This window comes from Williamsia phyllosphaerae (genome assembly GCF_014635305.1).
Taxonomy (GTDB): domain Bacteria; phylum Actinomycetota; class Actinomycetes; order Mycobacteriales; family Mycobacteriaceae; genus Williamsia_A; species Williamsia_A phyllosphaerae.
The window spans coordinates 924,794-944,129 of the sequence record NZ_BMCS01000001.1 but is presented as its reverse complement, the minus strand read 5'-3'; the positions used below and the strand labels follow the sequence as shown (position 1 = coordinate 944,129).

Genomic DNA, 19,336 nt, shown 5'->3' with positions numbered 1-19,336 from the left:
GTGACGAATACGACTGCGGGCAAGCTGGCCGACCTCCGGGCGAAGCTGGAGGCGTCGAAGGAGCCCGGCGGCGACAAGGCTGTCGCCAAGCGTGCCGCGAAGGGGATCTGTTCTCCGCGTGAGCGTTTGACGATGCTGTTCGACCCGGGGACGTTCGTCGAGATCGGCGCGCTGGCCAAGATGCCCGGCACCGATTCCAGCGGGTACGGCGACGGTGTCGTCACCGGGCACGGCCTGGTCAACGGTCGGCCGGTCGCCGCGTTCAGCCACGACCAGACCGTCTTCGGCGGGACCGTCGGAGAGGTGTTCGGGCGCAAGGTGTCCGGGCTCATGGAGTGGGCGGGCAAGATCGGGTGCCCCATGGTGGGCATCAACGACTCCGCGGGTGCCCGAATCCAGGACGCCGTCACCTCCCTCGCCTGGTACGCCGAGATGGGCCGTCGTAACGATCTGCTCTCCGGTCTGGCGCCGCAGGTGTCGATCATCCTGGGCAAGTGCGCGGGCGGCGCGGTGTACACGCCCGCCAACACCGACATCCTGGTGGCGGTGAAGGATTCGAGCTACATGTTCGTCACCGGCCCGGACGTCATCAAGCAGACCACCGGCGAGGAGATCGACGCCGAGGATCTCGGTGGCGCCCACAACCAGGCGCGCTGGGGCAACATCCACCACATCGCCGACACCGAGGCCGACGTGTTCGCGTGGGTGCGTGATTATCTCGAGTACATGCCGTCGACCTGCCACGAGCAGCCGCCGGTGATCAACCCCGGCCTCGAGCCGGAGGTCACCGCCAACGACCTCAAGCTCGACGACTTCATGCCCGACAACGACAACGCCGGGTACGACATGCACGACATCCTCATCAACATCTTCGATGACGGTGCGTTCCACGAGGTGTCGGAGATCTTCGCGCCCAACATCATCACCGGGTTCGCCCGCGTCGACGGTCACTCCGTCGGCGTCGTCGCCAACCAGCCCAACGTGATGGCCGGCGTGCTCGACACCGACAGCTCGGAGAAGGCGACGCGGTTCGTCCGGATCTGCAACGCCTTCAACATCCCGCTGGTGTTCCTCGTCGACACCCCCGGCATCCTGCCGGGCGTCGTCGAGGAGTCCAAGGGCACCATCCGGCGGTCGGGCAAGTTCCTGTTCGCCTACGTCGAGGCCGACGTGCCCAAGGTGACCGTCGTCCTGCGCAAGGCCTACGGCGGCGCGTACGCGACCATGGGGTGCAAGCAGCTCGGCTGCGACATCAACTTCGCATGGCCGACCGCGAAGATCGCCGTGATGGGTGCCGAATCGGCGGCCGCCGTGTTGACCCGTCGGCAGACCGAGAACGCGACGCCCCAGGAGGCGGACAAGATCCGCACCGACTTCATCAACTTCTACAACACGATGATGGCGACGCCGTATCTCGCGGCCGAGCGCGGTTACATCGACGCGGTGATCGAGCCGTCGTCGACGCGTCTGCACCTGCGCAAGGCGCTCGCGCAGTTGCGGGACAAGAACGTCCACCGCACCCCGCGCAAGCACCTGCTCATCCCGGTGTAGCTCTCAGGCGGCCTCGCCGAGACGCCATCGCGTGCCGACGACGGTGTCGGGAAGCGAGAGGCGATGCAGCGTGCCGAGTACCCGGAGGTATTGCCGCGGAAGCGATCCCGTCGTGTACGGGAGGTCGGGGAACAGGTGGTGCCCGATCTGGTAGCACAGGTGTCAGCTGATGATCGCCAGAATCGGGCCGGCGTGAAAGTTGGCGCTGTCGCGAGACCAACAGCGTCAGACGAGCGAGCCAAATGTTACGGAATCGGGAGCAGTGCCGTCGTTTCCTTTCCGTTATCGGTCCGAGACGCTACTGTCTCCTCAAGATCGGCTAACGAACGCCATCTTGCGATCAGCGATGCTTTGACTTCGCTGTCGTGCCGCAACGCCACGGGGAGTCCGAATGTTCGACAGAGCTTTCATCAGCAATGCCATCGCACGGAGTTCGGAGAACGCCCTGGACCGTCGTCGCTTCATGCGCGCGGCCGCGATCACCGGTGTCGGTGTGGGCGTGGGCGGGGCTGTCGCCGCGGGCACCGCGAACGCCGCACCGTTCCCCCCGGGGGCGGGCAGCTCGATGCCGGAGCCCGCGGGTCAGATCAGCGACGGTGCGATCCTCAACTTCGCCCTCAACCTCGAGTACCTCGAGGCCGAGTTCTACCAGCGCGCCGTCAACGGTGTCGGCCTGCCCGGCAACCTGCTCGGCGGCAAGGGCCGTCCCGGTGGCGTCACGGGTGGCCGCAAGGTCAACTTCACCTCGCCGGCCGTCCGCGCGTACGCCAAGGAGATCGCGGCCGACGAGCTCGACCATGTCGCCTTCCTGCGCAAGGCGCTCGGTGGCGCGGCCGTCGCCCGCCCGGCCATCGATCTCGACGCCAGCTTCACCGCGGCGGCCAAGGCTGCCGGCCTGATCAGTGGAAACCAGAAGTTCGATGTCTTCGCCAACGAGAACAACTTCCTGTTGGGCGCGTTCATCTTCGAGGACGTGGGCGTCACGGCCTACAAGGGTGCCGCTCCGCTGGTGCAGAACAAGACCTACCTCGCCGCCGCCGCGGGCATCCTCGCGGTCGAGGCCTACCACGCAGGCATCGTGCGCTCGAGCCTCTACAACAAGGGCCTGATCAAGGAGGCCAACGCGATCTCCGACGCGCGTGACAGCCTCGATGGCGGTTCGGACCTGGACCAGGGGATCACGCTCGGCGGTGCGGCGAACCTCGTGCCGACCGACCGCAACGCGATCGCCTTCAGCCGTACCCCCGGACAGGTGCTCAACATCGTCTACCTCAACCCGAAGAAGGTCTCGGCGGGCGGCTTCTACCCCGCGGGCGTCAACGGTTCGCTGCGCACCAGCGGCTAGCCGTCGACACCCACCGACCTCGACCCCGGATCAGCCACCATCGATCCGGGGTCGATCGGTGTCCACCGGATGATGGGGACATGACCGCCCTACCCGCGCCTCATCACGAACGGACCTAATGGGAATCCTTGCGCTGATCGGCCTGATCGGTGGGCTCATCACCGGCATCTCGCCCTGCATCCTGCCGGTGTTGCCGGTCATCTTCTTCTCCGGGACCGCCGCCCCCGACGCGGCGTCCGGACGTGCCGGGACCGATGCGCGCACGCCAGGTCGGGTGGCCGTGGAGGAGCGCCCACCCCGGACCGCCTCGCGGCTCACGCTGCGGCCGTTCCTCGTCATCGCCGGGCTGGTGGTGTCGTTCGCGACGTTCACCCTGATCGGCTCGGCCCTGCTGTCCCTGCTGGGCCTACCGCAAGATGCGTTGCGCTGGATCGGACTCGTCGCCCTGGTCCTCATCGGGGTCGGACTGATCGTCCCCCGCTTCGAGCGGATCCTGGAGCGACCGTTCGCGCTCATCCCGCAACGCCGGGTCGGTGGTGACCGCAGCGGCTTCCTGTTGGGTCTCGCGATCGGCGTCGTGTACGTCCCGTGCGCCGGTCCGGTCCTCGCCGCGATCGTGGTCGCCGGTGCGACCGGCGACATCGGGTGGCGGACCGTGGTGTTGACGGTGTGCTTCGCGGTCGGTGCGGCCGTGCCGCTGTTGATCTTCGCCCTGGCCGGACAGCAGATATCCCAGCGCATCAGCGCGTTCCGTGAACGCCAACGTGCCGTGCGGGTCGTCAGCGGTGTCGCGATGATCCTGCTCGCCGTCGCGCTGGTCTTCAACATCCCGCAGGTGCTGCAGCGGGCGATCCCCGACTACACGACCGGGCTGCAGGACGAGGTCGCCGATCCGGGTGACATCCAGAACCGGCTCGACACCGCAGGCACCGGACAGGATGCCGAGATCACCAACTGCACCGACGGCGCGGAGCAGCTGCAGAGCTGCGGTACCGCACCGGACATCGCAGGCATCTCGAGCTGGTTCAACACCCCCGGCGACACTGGTATCGATCTGAAGTCGTTGCGCGGCAAAGTGGTTCTCATCGACTTCTGGGCCTACTCCTGCATCAACTGTCAACGCTCGATCCCGCACACCGTGACGTGGAACGACAAGTACAGGGACCTCGGCCTGCAGGTCATCGGTGTGCACTCCCCGGAGTACGCGTTCGAGAAGGTTCGGGGCAACGTCATGGCGGGGGCGAAGGGTCTGGGCATCACCTACCCGGTGGCCCTCGACAACAAGCTGGCGACCTGGACGAACTTCGCCAACCAGTACTGGCCCGCCGAGTACCTCATCGATTCCGACGGGGTGGTCCGCCACGTGAAGTTCGGCGAGGGCGACTACAACATCACCGAGAGCCTCATCCGCAAACTGCTCCAGAAGGCCAACCCCGCCGTCACGTTGCCCAAGTCCTCGAACGACCTCGACACCTCGCCGCAACAGGGGGTCACACCGGAGACGTACCTGGGGGCCTCGCGCGCCGCCAACTACGAGGGCGTTCCCGAATTACGCTCCGGTGAGCGCGATTACACGGTGCCGGACCGTCAGGACGCCGACACCTTCGCGTTGCGGGGTCGATGGGATGCCGACGACGAGGGCGTCACGGCGACGACGTCGCAGAGTTCGATCGTGCTGAACTACCACGCACGGAAGGTCTACCTGGTCGTCGGCGGGCAGGGGACGGTCACCGTGACCGAGAACGGCCGCAGCCGGGAGATCACGATCGGTGGCGCGCCCACGTTGTACCCGGTCCACGACGGGCAGAGCAGCGATCCCGCGACGCTCGATCTCCGCTTCAGCCCGGGTATGAAGGGCTACTCGTTCACCTTCGGCTGACGCGAGGAGATCGACTCCTGACCGGCGTGGCGGTTCCGGACCACCAACACGACGACCAGAGCCCAGATCACGAGCAGGGCGACGGTCAGGCCTAGGCCGTAGGGGCGGTCGATGATGGTGCCACTCTGCTCGTTGCCCGGGGCGATCTTCGACTCCGGCCGTGGATACATCACCGGGAACGCCAGCAACAGCAGGAGCAGCGTCGCCGAGGCCCCGGCAAGGACCGGCGGCCACCATCGCTGCGGCAGGATCGTCTTCACACCGTGGCCGGCGGCGATGCATGCGGGAGCGAAGATCGCATCGTGCGCGATGAGTCCGCCGATGAGCCACACCACGACCGAGGTCTTGTCGGCGGTGGTCATGTCCCAGATGAGCGACACCCCGTACCAGCCGATGGGCAGTGCCGCGAGGATCAGGACGAGACGTATGGCGCGGACGGTCATGTGATCTCGATCCGGGTCAGCCACTTGGTCTGGAGTACCCCGGGCCGGTTGGGTGTGATCAGCCGACACGGGAACCCATGATCGATCGTGAGGGTCTCGCCGTGGAGCTCGAGTGCGACGAGAGACGACGGGTTCCTCGCGAAGTTGGCGGGCAGGAGGCTGACGCCGTACAGGCCGCGCTCCAGCGAGATGAAGCGGACGTCGCGGTTGGTGTCGCCACCGACCATCTCCACGAGGTCGCGGACCCGCACTCCGCGCCATGTGCCCTGCGCACTCCAGCCCTCGACGCAGGCGATGGGGAGGTCGCTGTCGTGCTGGGGCAGTCGACGCAGCTGATCGAGGGTCAGCTCCATGGTCTTGCCGTTCGCGGCGAGGGTGAGTTTGTAGTCCGGTGCGCTCGCGCTGTCGATGACGCCGGCCGCCTCGGCCGTCCGGTTGATGGGTACGCCCTGCGGACCCTCGCCGGAGCGGGGGGCGAGGAAAGAGATCCATCGTAGGAACGGGACGGTCTGGCCCGCGAACGCCAGCACCGCGATCCCGGCGGCGACGAACGACCCACGCAGGATCGCCCGCCGGGACACCCCGCGGTGCCCACGGGGGGATTCGGGATCGACGAACGGTGCGTACTCGGCCGGCGGTGGATCCCTGGGGACGGCCGGAGGCGGTGACTCGTCGGTCATCGGGTCACCTCCTCGGCGTCGGCGTCGGCGTCGGCGTCGGTGGGCGTCGTCGGGTCGTTGTCGATCGCCTCGGTGGACTCCAGCGGCGTCCGGAACGCGGCCTGGATGATGGGCAGCTTGACCGCGATGTGCACCATCAGCGCGGCGACGATCACGTAGGACATCGCGTAATGCGTTGTGGTGAAGAAGAATTTCCACGGATAGAACTGCGCGGTGTTCATCAGACCCGTGAACAGCTGGAAGATCATCGAGCTGACGAGCACGGCGATGGACAGGCGTTCGAGTGCACGCAGGGGTGTGCCGATGACCGGTCGGGCGAACAACTTGGGGTAGACGAGCTGCAGCTTGATGAGCAGCAACGGGATCGCAGCGGTTCCGGTGATCACGTGGAGACCCTGGCTCAACCGGTAGAGCCACGGCGGATCCGACGGGAAGTAGAACCAACTCGGTGGGTGCTGGATCCAATGGCTGAGGAGCCCCGTCGCGAAGCAGATGACGACGCAGATGCCGAGCATCAGGCCGATGCGGGCGACGATGCGTGGGCTTCGTGAACCGACGTCGTGCTCCGGGGAGGGTGGCTTGGTGAAACCGATCGCGACCAGAACCTTCAGCAGCCCTCGGAATCCACCGGTCGACGGTGACGCAGAGGTCTCGTCGGTGTGGTCGGGCTGCGGAGTGGTCACACCCTATATTCGCACCGAAGTCCGATTCGGCTTGGTGAATGACCGCGACAGGCCCATCCGTCAGGCTTCGGAAACATTTCCCACGTCGGGGGTTGTCGTCGGAACGCCTGCACGATGAGGGGGTTCAGCGAGCGAGAATGTCCAGCAGGGACCGAACGGCATGGGCCGGGGTGTGGGTCGACGCGTACTCCTCGAAATCCGTCACCGCGGTCTGGCAGGCGGCCGGGTCGTCCAGCAGGTCGATCACATTGCGGAGAAGGCCGTCCGCCTCGCCGACCGGGGAGAAACGCGCTATACCGTCGGCGTACTCCCGCACCCCGTCGATGTCGGTCGACGCTGCTGCACTTCCGCAGGCCAGTGCCTCCGCCAACGGGAGATGCCATCCCTCGGCGTCCGCCGCGCAGATGTACACCCGGCTGCGTTGATAGATCGACGTGAGTCGGGCCGGATCGGGTGAGCTGGTGTAGTCGACCCACTCGGGTAGCCCACTCGGACGCGGACAGGTTCCGAAGGTGTGTGCCTCGATCTCCGGGATCCGGAGCTTGAGGCCCTCGAGCACCTCGATGACCAGGTCGGTGCGCTTCCAGGTCGTGTCCGAGAGCAAAGCGCTGACCGCCAGAGGTCGCTCGGCGATCGGAGGACCCGGTGGGAACTCCGTTCGGTCGATGGCGTTGGGGAGGTGGATGGTGTCCACCCCCAATTCATTGCCCTTGCGCTGGAGCCACCGCGCGATGACCACGCGGGTCAGCGGCAGACGCCACGTCTCGTCGACGTAGTCCGATCCGGCGGTCCAGTCCTCGTAATGCTGGATGAAGTAGAACTTCGCGCCCACGGTCGGCGGCAACGCTGCGACGAACGGCGCGGTGGTACATGCGGTGCCGATCGTCGCGTCCGCGGCGCGAATGTCGCTCACGACGAGGCCTGATGAGGTGAACGACTCGACCTTCGGGTCGAGGTCGAACCAGGAGGGTCGTCCGCGCTCGGGGAGGGCGTGTTCGTAGCGAGGTTGTCGACGTAGAAGTCGGATCAGTGCCGCGCGGACGCCGCGCAGTGAGTTGCGCTCGGGGAGCTGAAATGCGTGTTGGTCGCAGTGATAGATCGTCACGTCGTGTCCGAGCGCGGCCATGTCGTTTGCGTATCGGTACACGACTTTGTAACCACCGATCGGCGCGGGCGACAGTCCGATCAGGATGACATTGATTCGCACATCTCTCCCCTCTTGGTACCCGCGCCTGTCCGACGAGCACACACGATAGCGCGCGGGTGTCGTGGTGTGACTGCATGTCTGGATTCATTCGTACGGATGACTGGCACAGTCGACGTCAGATCGGTAACGTCCGCTTGCAATGGGTGAATCGGTAGCGGTGACCATCTGCGTTCCGCTCTACAAGCACGCGGATACGGTCGAGCGCTGTCTTCGTAGCGCTCTCGCACAGGATCACGACGATTACGAGATCCTCGTCATCGACGATGCGTCCGGCGACGACGGCGCCGCGATCGCGCGCGAGATGGTGCGTGCGGGCGACAGGGTCGTGGTCAACGACCCCCGACTCGGCATGGCGGGCAACCACAATCGCTGCATCGAGATGGCGCGCGGCGAACTCATCCAGTTTCTTCACGGCGACGATGAACTCCTGCCAGAGGCGCTGAGCACGTTGACCGAGGCCTTCGCAGAAGGCGATGACGTGGCACTCGCCTTCGCGCCCCGCCACGTGGTGACCGAGGACGAGGACTTTCTCAGCGGGTGTGGCACGCTGCATCACCGCTTCCGAGAACTGAACGCCTGCAACGACGCAGACCATCTCATCAGCGAGTACGTGTTCACCGGTCTGTTCAGCAACTGGATCGGCGAACCGACGTGCGTGATGTTCCGGCGGGACGCCGCGCTCCGAGTCGGCGGATTCCGGGCCGATCTCGCGCAGATCGTCGACCTGGACCTGTGGCTTCAGCTGAGCGCGGGACACCAGATCGCCTTCCTGAACCGCGAACTGTCGGTCCGGCATCACGGCGACGCGACGTTGAGCGAGCTCAACCGACGGGAGCGGCGAGACTGGATAGATCAGCCGCGCGTGTTGTTCGGAGTGCTCGGAAGTCCGTTCATGCCCGCCCGAGCCCGACTCTATGCAGGGCTGTGGCTGGTCAACATGTATCCACGAACGATGTTCGACGCCGTCTTCGTGCGTCACGGTAGTCGGGTCCCTCGGTTCCGAGACGCGGCCGCACTCCCGGCAAGGGAGATCGCGCGTAGCCGCCGGCTGAGGGGACAGCTCGTCGGATGAATGAGTCGCTGTTGGTGGGGATCCCGGTGTACGGCCAGGTCGATCTCACTCACGACCTCGTCGGTGATCTCCGACGAGAACACCTCGATTTCGTGATCATCGACAATCGGGGCGACTACGAGCCACTCGGCGATGAACGTGTCGTGAGTCCCGGTCGCAATCTTGGTTGGGCCGGGGGATCCAACCTCGCCATCCGCACCGCGTTCGCCGACGGCTACGAATGGGCGATGACGCTCAACAACGACGTCCGCCTGTCCCGAGGGTTTGGTCGGGGGCTGTTCGCGCCGGGTCTGCCCGCGGACGCAGGCATCGTCGGACCGGTGTACGACGACCTGGCGCATCCAGAGGTGTTCACCGAGTATGCCGGCGCCGCCGATGAATACGAGCCCCGCGCCCGTTACCGCGTCACGCCCATCGTTGACGGGACCGCGATGATGATCAAACGGGACACCTGGTTCGTCGTCGGCGATTTCGACGAACGAACGTTCGGTGACTACGCGTGGGGAGCCAACCTCGATCTGTGTCTCCGGTCCACCGACGCCGGGTACGGCGTCTATTGCACCGAGATGAGCTTCATCAACCACCTGGGCCGCCGCACCGTGCGTGAAATGGACTCGCGTTACGAGTCTCGCGCGATGCGTGCCATGAGGCGGGGGATGAAGCAGGTGTACGGAAAGCAGTGGCGTGCGCGGGCGTTCGTCGACGAGATCGAGATCCGGGAACTGAGCTCGCACCGCACCGTCGACGCCCTGGTTCGCGCGCCGAGGTCGAGTCGCATGACGTCGCGGGGCGAGTAGCGGGTCTCAGCTCGAGTGTCTGCCGTATCCGGGGACGTCGTCGCCCACCGGTGAGTCGGTCGGGATGCGCAACGCGGACAACAGATCCTTGTAGAGCGGGCTGGTGGCGAGCAGCTCGTCGTGGCTGCCCTGCGCGATCAAACGTCCGTCCTGCAGCACCACGATCATGTCGGCGTCGACGACCGTCGACAGGCGGTGGGCGATGGTGATGACCAGGCCGGTCCGGGCGTGGTCGACGATCGCGTCGTGGATCGCCTGCTCGGTCAACGCGTCGACCTGAGCGGTGGCCTCGTCGAGCAGCAGCACCGGTCGGTCGGCGAGCAGTGCCCTGGCGACCGCGACGCGCTGTCGCTGTCCGCCGGACAGCGAGTTGATGGAGATCTCGGCGTCGAGACCGTCCGGAAGGCCGTCGACGACGCTGCGCAGCGACAGCCGGTCGAGGACCTCGTACATCGCCTCCTCGGTCGCGTGCGTGTTGATGAGTCGCAGATTGTCGCGCAGCGTGCCCGGGATCAGCGGTGACTCCTGCTCCACGTAGGCGAAGTGCGTGCGTGTGCTCGACGCCGAGACCTCGTGGTAGGCGTGGTTTCCCAGCCGGAGTTCGCCGCTGTCGGGCTCGAGGAAGCGCAGGAGCAGTGAGAGCAGGGTCGTCTTGCCCGCGCCGGACGGACCGATCAGGGCGACGTGTCCACGACTCGGCATCCGCAGATCGATCCCCGAGAGCACCGGCTCCCCACCGGGATAGCCGGCGTGTACCCCGCTGAGCAGCATTCCCGAACCGTCGCCGGTCGGGGTGAACGGTCGGATGTCGGTTCGGCTGCCGCCCAACGCCTTCGACACCGTGCTCTCCGGACCGCCCTCGGCAGGCATGTCGTCGACCTGCCGGATCCTTCGCGCGGCCGCCAGGCCTGCCTGCAACCCGGTCAGGCTGTTGCTCAGCTGGCCGATCGGATCGCCGATCTGAAAGGCGTACAGCAGGAACGCCACCAGCGTCGAGACCGTCATCGCACCTTCGGAGACGCGGACTGCGCCGAACGCGAGGATCGCGAGGATCGAGACCTGCACTCCGGTCCACGATGTGGTGATCGCCAGCGCCTGGCGGCGGATCGCGTACATGTTCAGATCGCGTGACCGCTCGGCGATCTCGTCGAGGCGGGTGCGTACGCGTTCCTCGGCGATGGCCGCCTTGATCGACTTGATCGCCCGCAGGTTCCCGTCGAGCTCGCCGCCGAGCTCACCGACCGCGGCCTGTGCCCGCTCCTGAGACTTGGCGATCGACGGGAGGATTCGGCCGAACAGGACCGACAGGATGAGTACCGCGACCAGGGTGACGCCGACGAGCGTGATGTCGAGGATCGCCATCATCACCAGCGCACCGACCAACATGACCACACCGTTGACCCCGCCGACGATGCTCGACGACGCGGCCTCACGCAGCAGCACCGAATCCGACGTCACACGCGTCACCAGTTCGCCGACGGGACTGCGCTGCAACGGCGTCAGACGCGCGTAGAGGAAGCGCAGGTTCATACGACGGCGGGCGTCGTAGACGACGCCCTCCGACAGGTTGCCCAGCGCCACCATCTGCCACCACTGGGCGAACGCCCCGAGGACGACGAGCCCGATGAGAACGAGCAGCGGCATCGTGACGCCCGATCGGCCGTCGACGGAGTCGAGGATCGACTTGGTGGCCAACGGGGTACCCAGGCGCGCGGCCGACCCGAGCAGCCCGGCGAACGTGGCCAACGCGAACAGCGGCAGGCGGGGTCGGATGAGTTCCCACAGCAGTCGCGTGCGAGGTGGCTCGCCCCCCGGCGGAGTTTCTTCGCCCATGGGATCAGTGAACCAGAGTTCCGTACCGATGCACGACAGAGGTGGCGCCACCCCGAGTTGTCGTCAGCGCCTGCGCGAGGCCGGCTCGTCGCCGTACATCTTGGCCAGGCGGGCGTTGTAGGCCGCGAGTGCGGCCTCGTCGCTGTCGATGTCGTCGGACTCGCCGTCCTCACCCATCGTGGCCGACCGTCGAGCGCTGTCGAGCCACGACTGTCGTCGAGGACGGTCGGGGTCGGGATGGGTCTCGGCGCGGATCCACTGGCCCGCGACGAGCACGAGCAGCAGCATCATCAGCCCGTCGCCGCCGAACCACATGATGGCGCCCGCGATGTTCTGGTCGGCGAGCGCGCTGGGGCCCCACCCCATCCGGGACTCGCCGTAGGCCGGCGCGATCGGGCGGTCGGTGAGCATGAGGATGACGCCGACGAGGGTGTCGGGGCCCATGGAGATCAGCAGCGTCACGAACCGCACCGGGTGCGACAGGTCGTGTCCGCTGAACTCGCCGCCGATCGTCGGCAGCAAGAGCAGATATCCGCTCACCAGGTAGACCACGGATTCCGTCTCGTGGATCCACATGTTCTCGCTCATGGCCTGCTGGAACCCGGTCAGGTGGGTGCCGACCAGCACTGCGGCGTACAGCGGCACCGAGAACGCGGGCGAGGTGAAGAAGCGGGTGACGCGATGCGTCATGAACCCGCGCAGTCGCTGCGCACCCGTCGGTCCGAGGGTGTCGAGTCCGAGGCGGATCGGCTGTGCGACCACCAGCAGCAGCGGGATCACCATGATCAGCATCAGGTGCACGAGCATGTGCACCCAGAACAGATGGTGCGAGTACATCGCGACGCCGGAGTTCAGGGCCACCACGAGGATCACCATGGCGCCGAACCAGCTCAGCGTGCGATACACGGGCCACGTCGTGGGACTCCGGTGCGCCGCTCGCCGGACGCCGATCAGATAGAGCGCCGTCGTCACGGCCATGACCGCCCACCAGGCAGGGGTGATCGTCCAGTCGGACAGCAGATCGGGGCGGGTCATCGGGGACATGGATCAGGCTTTCGGTCGGGTGACTTCCACTATCCGCCTGTCCGATTCGCGGTCACGTGTCCACCTGCGCGAATGCGAGCCACGTCACCGCGGGCGAGCACAGCGAGTTCGTCAGTAACCCACCGACCGCATGGGCGCCGGATCCCACAGTCCCGACCGTTTCGCGTCGCCGATGGTCAGCTTCGCCGTGACGGCGGGATCGATCGGGGCGAACCGCTGCAGCGAGCCCCAGTCCATGCCCCAGTCGTTGCGGACATAGGTCGGGAGCAGGGTCGGCCGCAGCATGGCCTCGGTCAGTCCCAGCGGCCCGCCGGCCTTGCCCGACATCCACGTCTGGCTGTTCTGCCGGGTCGCGTTGGCATCGGGCAGGATGCGCCACTTGGGCACCTCCTCGACGCCATGACGCACCGCCATCGGCTGCTGGCACGGGAACACGAACGCGGGCAGCCAATCGATGAAGACCGGGTCGGTGGTCCCGACGACGTCGTTCAGCGTCCGCATCGTGCTGATACGTGGCGGGGTGATGGCGATCCACTGGTCCGACGCCGCGGACGTGTCCTCGGCGAGGATTCGCACCACGGACGCCCCGCGGGGCGACTCGTCCAGCGGGAACCGCAGGTTGCGCCAGGTGGGCGCCTCGCCGACGTCGATGGGCGACATCTGGCCTACGGGCGTCACGACGCCGTTTGCCCCGACCCGACCGAACTGCATGCGCAGCTTCTGGCCGGGATGGATCACGTTGACGCCGTCGACGGCCTCCACCGCACCGGCCACCGACACCGACAGCAACGGCGCCGCGGAGGAACGCTTGGGCATCTGGTACCAGTCCGAGGTCAGCGAGCCGCCGCCACCGCCGAAGCTGCCGAGCACCGGGGTGTTCGCAGGCGAGAGACCGAACGGCAGACGCACCGTGGACCCGTTGACGCCGCGAGCGCCCTGACCGCCACCGGTGCCGCCCTCGACCGAGTCGCCGCTGCCGGTGTCGTCGGAACCCGCACTGTTCTGGGCGGTGTTCTGCGCCGACGCGGTATCGCTGTCCTCCTCGGTGGAGTCCACCGAGAGGTCGTTGGGCACCCCGTTGGGGGTGAACCCGGCCGACCCCTGACCGCCGAGGGCGGTGCTTGCCGACGCGTCCTGCTGGCCGGCGACCCGAGCGGGTGCCAACAGGCCCCGGTTGGGGTCGGGCTCGACCAGGACGTCGTTGGCCAGCCCGCATATGTTTCCGGTGAGCGCGCGGGCGTTGGACGACGCCCACGAGAACGAGTCACGTTGCGTGTACCCGGCCTTGACGAACGACAGGACCTGGAACAGCACGACCAGGCCCACGATGAGCGGCAGCGTCGCGCCACGGAACCACCCGAACCGACCGGTCGAGGTGCCTGCCACGACGTCGTCGTCGACGTAGTCGTCGCGGAAGTGCTGCCAGAGTCCGACGAGGGCCACCACGATGGCGAGCGCCAGGATGAACCAGCCGATCTTGATCCCTGCGATGACCGGGGTGCGGTCCCACCAGGGCACGCCGTAGGGGCCGACGAACCACCAGCCGTTCGACCCCATGAAGGAGATGCCGGTGACGAACAGGACGGCCGCGGCGAACAGCGTGCGGTTACGACGTCGGCGTAGCAGTGCCGGGGCCGCCATGGCTCCGGCCGCGGCGGCCACTCCGCCCGCGATGCCCGCGTAGACGCCGAAGTGGTGCGTCCACTTGGTGGGCGTGAACGCCATGAAGAACATGGTCCCGAACATGACCGCGATGAGACGCCACACCGGCCCCTTGGCGATGCCGTCCGGGCGACGCCTGCGCAGCATGACCAACAGCACCAGGCCGAGGCACAGGATCATCATCAGCACGCCGAAGCGCCGGGTCAGCGAGCCGTCGACGGTCGGCAGCATCAGGTAGTAGAAGCGCACCGGCTCCTGCCACCACTCGAGCGTCGGGCCGACCTCGCTGCTGACGGTCGACGCGGTGATGACCCCCGACAGCGTGTTGTCGGCGAATATCTCGTAGAGCACCGCTGTGCCCGCGGCCAGGATCGGCGCCACCAGCGGCAGGATCCCGTCGCGGTGTCGACGCTTGGACAGGCGGGTGATCAACGGTCGGATCCCGGCCAGCAGGGCCGCGACGGCCATCAGACCGCCAGGCGCCAGCGCGAGGGTGAAGGCCGCGACGACCGAGGCGATCGCCAGCGGTAGGAATCTGCCGGTGGCGATGGACCGGTCCACCGAACACCAGGTGAGCAGCGCGCCGACGGCCATGGCCGGCTCGGGTCGCAACCCGTTGTTCAGCGGCAGCCAGATGGCGAGGAACACCATCGCGGCGGTCCAGAGCGCGGGGGTGCTGTGGCGCACCGTGCGACCCAGGCGCGGGATGACCTCGCGGCTGATCAGCCACCAGCCCAGCAGTCCGAGGAGGAACGCGGGCAGGCGCATCCAGGGGGCGGCGAGACTGACGTGCGTCATCGCGCTGATGACCTGGTAGTGCCACCCGAACGGATCCTGCGGCACACCGAAGTACCGGTAGTAGTTGTCGGCGTATCCGGCCTTGGCGGCGATCCGGCCGACCGAGAAGTTGTAGCCGTCGTCGGAGGTGTTGGTGCCCAGGAACCACCACAGCCCGAGCAGGACGAACACCACGCCGTCGATGGGGCGGACCCGCCACCAGCTCGCGGGCAGGAACCTGCGGAGCTTGCTGCCCCGGCCGTCGCGGGCGTCGAGGATGCCGAGCGCGATCAGCGACAGCACCGTCATCACGATGCCGACGACGATCGCGAGGAACTTGAGCGTGGACGGGGTGGTGACAAATCGGGTGTCGATGGTGGCCCGCAGAGACAGCCCCTGCGAGGACGCGGTGGAGGGCAGCTCGGTGTAGACGCCGACGATCTGCGGACGCAGGTTCGGGTCGGCCACGTCGAAGGTCAGCTGACCGGGCGCGGCCGGCTGTGATGCAGATGCGGGCAACCCGCTGGACAATCCGACGATCTCGCCCTTGGTGCGCTCACCGTCGGACCGCAGCTTGATCACACACGACGAATTCGACTGTGCCGCAGCGCGTGGGGTGTTCAGCAGCACGACGCCGCGGTCGATCACCTGGATGGTGTCGGAGGAGACCTGGACGAACAGGCCGCGCGCGCTGGCGTCGGCGCCGTCGGTGGGGATCGTGGAGAGCAGGTTGCCGCCCGAGGCGGGCAGGCTCGCGGCGAGCGAACAGGGAACCGCGACGTCCATGTCGATCGGGACGAACGACACCAGCGGAGCGGCGACGTTGTTGACCTGGCCCTGCGGCCAGGACAGTTCCGCGGTGGTCTGGTTCACCGGCAGCAGCGGGGTGATCAGTGCCAGCAGGAAACCGAGGAGACCGGTGACCGCGGACGCGATCTTCACGTACCGGTAGCGCTCCGGGGTCATCTGGATCCTCTTCCCGCGCGAACGCGGTTGCGTCGCCACGGAATCGGCGTCATCGGCGTCGGGTTTCGCGGGCGTGGCTTCAGTCATCGGTCGAGACCACCCTTATCGAACCCTCCCGGGACCAACCCCAGCGATCTTGTGTTCCGGTCGAGATCCGGGCGGTCGCGGCGTCGGTCGACAGCGGGGTGAACCGTTCCACCGACCCCCAGTCGCGATACCAGTCGTTGTCTAGATAACTCGGCATGGTGGTCGCGCGTGCGGTCGCGTCGGAGACCGCCAGCAGACCGCCGGCGTCGGCGTCCTGCCATGTCCTCGACTGCGACACCGCGGTGATCCGGTCGGGCAGGATGCGCCAGCGCGGCACCGACATGACGCCGTCGGTGGAGGTGATCGGTTGCTGGCACGGGAACTGCGCCGCGACGGTGAAGTCGATCAGCGTGGGGTCGTCGGTCCCGATCACGCGCTGCAGCGTCTGCAACTGTGCGGCGCGCGGCGGGGTGACGGCGAGCCACTGATCGCTGTTGACGTTGTTGTCCGCGGCGACCAGGCGCATCACGGTGGCGCGCGGCGGGACGACCGACATCGGTACGCGGAGGTTGCGCCACGGACGGTTGGGCTGCTCGGGTCCGGGGTCGATCGGCATGAACGACGCACCGACGGGCTCGAATTCGCCTGCGGGACCGGGCCGACCGAACTCGACGTTCAGCTTCTGGCCGAACACACCGACACCGTCCTCGCCGACCGACGAGATCGCACCCGCGGCGCTGATGACGAGCAGGGGAGTGCTCGTGCGGGCGGGCAGGCTGTACCAGTCGGTGGTCAGCGACGCCTGGCCGGAGTTGTAGCCGAACGACCCGAGTACCGGGGTCGTGTCGGGATCCAGTCCGAACGGCAGGGCGGCGGTCGAGCCGTTGACGGTGCGGGGACCGTTGCCGCCGAGCGTGCCCGCGTAACCGCCACTGATGGTGAACGGCTTGGCCACGCTGCCCGCGACGTTCATCTGTCCCGGCTTCGACGACCCGGGCTCCGGGGAGAGGTCGCCTGCGACACCGCTCGGGGTGAAGCCCACCGCTCCGGAGCCGGCGAGAGCAGCCGAGGCCGACTTGCCGTCTGCGGGGGACAGGGTGCCGCGGTTGGCGTCGGGTTCGACGAGGACCTTGTCGGCCATCGCGCAGGTGTCGCCGGTCAGGGCGCGGGCGTTGGCGCCCAGGACGGTGAACTCGTCACCGCGACTGACCGCGGCCTTCGCGAAGACGGCGAGCTCGCAGATGACCATGAGCGCGGCGATGACCGCGATCGGCGAGGACGCCAGCACCAGGCGACGTCGGTCGCCGGTGTCGGTGACGTGCTCCGCGTCGCTGACCTCGGTCGCCTGGGCGTGCGCGAGACCGCGATTGGTGGAGAAGTCCAGACGCAGGTGCTGAAAGACAGCCAGCGCGCCGGCGAGCACGGCCAGGATGAGGAACAGGGTCGAGACCTGTTGGCCGGCCACGACCGGCGCCCGGTCGAACCAGGAGATCCCGAAGTCGTAAGCCCACGGCCAGGCGTTCTTCCCCGCCATCGCCGCGGCCAGTGCGAACAGCAGGCCGGAGACGAAGACGGAGAGGTTACGCGACGAGCGGGCGGCCGACTGGGCCACGGCGAGGGTGGCCGCGGCCGCGAGTGCGGCGCCGAAGCCGGCGAAGATGCCGAACTGGATGGTCCACTTGCTGGGGGTGAACGACAGCAGGAGCATCGTCAACAGACTGGCTCCGATGACACGCCACACCGGTCCCGGGTCGACGCCGCGGATCCGCTTGCGCCGCAACATCACCGCGAGGACCACGAACAGCCCGGCCACGAGCAGGAGCAGCGGGACGCGGCGCGTGAGAGCGCCGTCCTCGGTGGTGACGGTGATGAAGTAGTACCGCAGGTACTCCTGGTTCCAGGAGATGGTCGGACCGACGGTGTAGCGGATCCGGACCGCGTCGTACACGGTCGCCAGCGTCTGGTCGCGGAACACCACCAGCACGGTGAAGGCCGCCGCGGCCAGCACCGGCGCCAACAGCGCGAGCAGACCGACCTCGCGGCGGCGGGCCAGCAGGATCTTGAGCAGCGGCCGGGCGCCGACGACGAGCAGCGCGACGGCGATGATGCCGTGGGGCGCGAGCGCGAGGGTCAGCCCGGCCGCGCCTGCCGCGAGCGCCGCGGGCAGCAGGCGACGGGTCGCGATCGCCTGCTCGACGCCCCACCAGGTGAGCAGCGATCCGGCCACGATGATCGGCTCGCTGCGCAGACCGCTGTTGAACGGCAGCCAGAACGCCACGAAGACCGTCGCCGCCGCCCAGATGGCCCACCCGCTGCGTCGGACCGCCGCACCCATCCGCGGCAGGAGCACGCGGCTCAGCACGAACCAGGACAGCAGGCCCGCGACGAGGGCCGGGATGTGCATCCAGATGCCTGCCGTGGACACCTGCGACCAGTGCGACAGCAGGCTGTAGTACCAGTCGAACGGCGCCTCGGGGGCGTTGAAGTAGCGGAAGTAGTTCGCCAGGTAACCGCTGGACTCGGCCGCGCGGCCCATCGTGAGGATGTAGCCGTCGTCGGGCGTGCCCGCGCCGAGGAACAGCCAGAGCGCGAGGACGGCGGTGACGGCCATGTCGCTGATGCGGGGAGCCAGGACCCGCGCCCACGAACGCACCCCGATCCGGCGGTGGTAGCCGCCGAGCCAGTCGAGGCGGGCGAGTGCGGCCAGGGACAACACGATCGCGAGGATGCCCAGGATCATCGCGGCGAGCTTGATCGCCGACGGGGTGGTGGCGAAGCGGTTGTCGATGTCGACGTGGACCCGCAGGCCCGTACCGGCCGCGGCCTGAACCTGCGGGGTGCTCAGCGTGGAGTAGATGCCCGCGACCTGCGGGCGTTTGTCGGGCTCGAGCGTCGTCGACGGTCCGAGACCGACGAACTGCGCGCCGGGGCCGGTGCTGCGCGAGAAGACCTCCAGCGAGCGGCACTGCGGTGAGGCGACCTGTGTCCGCGTGGCGGTCGCGGCGACGGAGTTACGGAAGCTGACGGTGACCGTCGAGGCGTTCGCCGAGATGGTCAGCGCCTTCTGCGCGGCGCGGTCGGCGTTGGTCGGCATAGTCGTCAGCAGGACGCCGCCGTCGGTGCCCAGCGAGCTGAACAGCGAACACGGGATCGACGCCTGCAGCGCCTGGGGCGTCTGGGCGGTCAGCGGCGCGACCACTGACGGGGTGTCCGGCGACAACGACTGCCCGGAGGGCCAGTCGAAGCTGGACGTGGTCTGGTTCACCGGCAGCAGCGGGGTCAGCGCACACAGGAAAATGCCGACCAAACCGGCTGTCACGGCCACCAGGCGAGCGGTTGTCGCACTGGACAGTCGGGCAGTCATCGGCAC

13 protein-coding genes and 1 pseudogene are annotated in these 19,336 nt (G+C 67.6%); 5 read left to right on the top strand and 9 right to left on the bottom strand.

Annotated elements, in window-relative coordinates:
• Positions 1–1,551 (top strand): acyl-CoA carboxylase subunit beta, encoded by a 1,551-nt coding sequence (locus IEV93_RS04300; protein ID WP_188487229.1) that lies wholly within the window; start codon positions 1–3, stop codon positions 1,549–1,551.
• Between the two features lie 3 nt (positions 1,552–1,554).
• Here the strand turns inward: IEV93_RS04300 and IEV93_RS22480 are convergent.
• A pseudogene (locus IEV93_RS22480) lies at positions 1,555–1,758 on the bottom strand (acyl-CoA desaturase); the annotation flags it as partial.
• A gap of 184 nt (positions 1,759–1,942) precedes the next feature.
• Here IEV93_RS22480 and IEV93_RS04295 point away from each other — a divergent pair.
• A complete protein-coding gene (locus tag IEV93_RS04295; RefSeq protein WP_188487226.1) occupies positions 1,943–2,896 on the top strand; it encodes a ferritin-like domain-containing protein in 954 nt (317 codons plus the stop codon).
• Positions 2,897–3,014: 118 nt separating this feature from the next.
• Positions 3,015–4,775 (top strand): cytochrome c biogenesis protein CcdA, encoded by a 1,761-nt coding sequence (locus IEV93_RS04290; protein ID WP_188487224.1) that lies wholly within the window; start codon positions 3,015–3,017, stop codon positions 4,773–4,775.
• On the opposite strand, the gene IEV93_RS04285 is transcribed toward IEV93_RS04290, so the two are convergent.
• The 4 genes from IEV93_RS04285 to IEV93_RS04270 all read right to left on the bottom strand — a co-directional run bounded on the left by IEV93_RS04285 (position 4,754) and on the right by IEV93_RS04270 (position 7,788).
• Positions 4,754–5,218: a hypothetical protein gene (locus IEV93_RS04285; RefSeq protein ID WP_188487223.1), complete on the bottom strand. Its 465-nt coding sequence runs from the start codon at positions 5,216–5,218 to the stop codon at positions 4,754–4,756. The two genes, IEV93_RS04290 and IEV93_RS04285, sit on opposite strands and share 22 nt — an antisense overlap.
• Positions 5,215–5,898: a molybdopterin-dependent oxidoreductase gene (locus tag IEV93_RS04280; protein WP_188487220.1), complete on the bottom strand. Its 684-nt coding sequence runs from the start codon at positions 5,896–5,898 to the stop codon at positions 5,215–5,217. The genes IEV93_RS04285 and IEV93_RS04280 overlap by 4 nt, the downstream gene beginning before the upstream one ends.
• On the bottom strand, positions 5,895–6,581 hold the full coding sequence (locus tag IEV93_RS22645; RefSeq protein ID WP_188487218.1) for a cytochrome b/b6 domain-containing protein: 687 nt from the start codon (positions 6,579–6,581) through the stop codon (positions 5,895–5,897). Before IEV93_RS22645 ends, IEV93_RS04280 begins: the two co-directional genes overlap by 4 nt.
• 124 nt (positions 6,582–6,705) lie before the next feature.
• The gene (locus IEV93_RS04270; RefSeq protein WP_188487216.1) at positions 6,706–7,788 is read right to left on the bottom strand and encodes a glycosyltransferase family 4 protein; all 1,083 of its coding nucleotides are present in this window, start codon (positions 7,786–7,788) and stop codon (positions 6,706–6,708) included.
• Between the two features lie 139 nt (positions 7,789–7,927).
• On the opposite strand from IEV93_RS04270, the gene IEV93_RS22710 reads away from it, so the two are divergent.
• Together IEV93_RS22710 and IEV93_RS04260 are read left to right on the top strand one after the other, a co-directional pair.
• Positions 7,928–8,860 (top strand): glycosyltransferase family 2 protein, encoded by a 933-nt coding sequence (locus tag IEV93_RS22710; RefSeq protein WP_188487214.1) that lies wholly within the window; start codon positions 7,928–7,930, stop codon positions 8,858–8,860.
• Positions 8,857–9,657: a glycosyltransferase family protein gene (locus IEV93_RS04260; protein WP_188487212.1), complete on the top strand. Its 801-nt coding sequence runs from the start codon at positions 8,857–8,859 to the stop codon at positions 9,655–9,657. Before IEV93_RS22710 ends, IEV93_RS04260 begins: the two co-directional genes overlap by 4 nt.
• 6 nt (positions 9,658–9,663) lie before the next feature.
• Here the strand turns inward: IEV93_RS04260 and IEV93_RS04255 are convergent, their stop codons facing one another.
• From IEV93_RS04255 to IEV93_RS04240, 4 genes are all read right to left on the bottom strand, one after another.
• Positions 9,664–11,490: an ABC transporter ATP-binding protein gene (locus IEV93_RS04255; RefSeq protein ID WP_188487210.1), complete on the bottom strand. Its 1,827-nt coding sequence runs from the start codon at positions 11,488–11,490 to the stop codon at positions 9,664–9,666.
• A gap of 63 nt (positions 11,491–11,553) precedes the next feature.
• The gene (locus IEV93_RS04250; RefSeq protein WP_229704880.1) at positions 11,554–12,525 is read right to left on the bottom strand and encodes a cytochrome c oxidase assembly protein; all 972 of its coding nucleotides are present in this window, start codon (positions 12,523–12,525) and stop codon (positions 11,554–11,556) included.
• Positions 12,526–12,645: 120 nt separating this feature from the next.
• Positions 12,646–16,026 carry an arabinosyltransferase domain-containing protein gene (locus IEV93_RS04245; RefSeq protein ID WP_371873792.1) on the bottom strand — a complete coding sequence of 1,127 codons (3,381 nt, stop codon included), beginning with the start codon at positions 16,024–16,026 and terminating at the stop codon, positions 12,646–12,648.
• On the bottom strand, positions 16,019–19,330 hold the full coding sequence (locus IEV93_RS04240; protein WP_188490363.1) for an arabinosyltransferase domain-containing protein: 3,312 nt from the start codon (positions 19,328–19,330) through the stop codon (positions 16,019–16,021). The genes IEV93_RS04245 and IEV93_RS04240 overlap by 8 nt, the downstream gene beginning before the upstream one ends.
• Positions 19,331–19,336: the final 6 nt, after the last annotated feature.

What these genes read in the sequence shown, in the direction of transcription:
- IEV93_RS04295 (WP_188487226.1), top strand. Translation starts at nt 1,943, where the DNA reads ATGTTCGACAGAGCTTTCATCAGCAATGCCATCGCACGGAGTTCGGAG.
- IEV93_RS04290 (WP_188487224.1), top strand. Translation starts at nt 3,015, where the DNA reads ATGGGAATCCTTGCGCTGATCGGCCTGATCGGTGGGCTCATCACCGGC.
- IEV93_RS04285 (WP_188487223.1), bottom strand. Translation starts at nt 5,218, where the DNA reads ATGACCGTCCGCGCCATACGTCTCGTCCTGATCCTCGCGGCACTGCCC.
- IEV93_RS04280 (WP_188487220.1), bottom strand. Translation starts at nt 5,898, where the DNA reads ATGACCGACGAGTCACCGCCTCCGGCCGTCCCCAGGGATCCACCGCCG.
- IEV93_RS22710 (WP_188487214.1), top strand. Translation starts at nt 7,928, where the DNA reads ATGGGTGAATCGGTAGCGGTGACCATCTGCGTTCCGCTCTACAAGCAC.
- IEV93_RS04260 (WP_188487212.1), top strand. Translation starts at nt 8,857, where the DNA reads ATGAATGAGTCGCTGTTGGTGGGGATCCCGGTGTACGGCCAGGTCGAT.
- IEV93_RS04255 (WP_188487210.1), bottom strand. Translation starts at nt 11,490, where the DNA reads ATGGGCGAAGAAACTCCGCCGGGGGGCGAGCCACCTCGCACGCGACTG.
- IEV93_RS04250 (WP_229704880.1), bottom strand. Translation starts at nt 12,525, where the DNA reads ATGACCCGCCCCGATCTGCTGTCCGACTGGACGATCACCCCTGCCTGG.
- IEV93_RS04245 (WP_371873792.1), bottom strand. Translation starts at nt 16,026, where the DNA reads ATGACTGAAGCCACGCCCGCGAAACCCGACGCCGATGACGCCGATTCC.
- IEV93_RS04240 (WP_188490363.1), bottom strand. Translation starts at nt 19,330, where the DNA reads ATGACTGCCCGACTGTCCAGTGCGACAACCGCTCGCCTGGTGGCCGTG.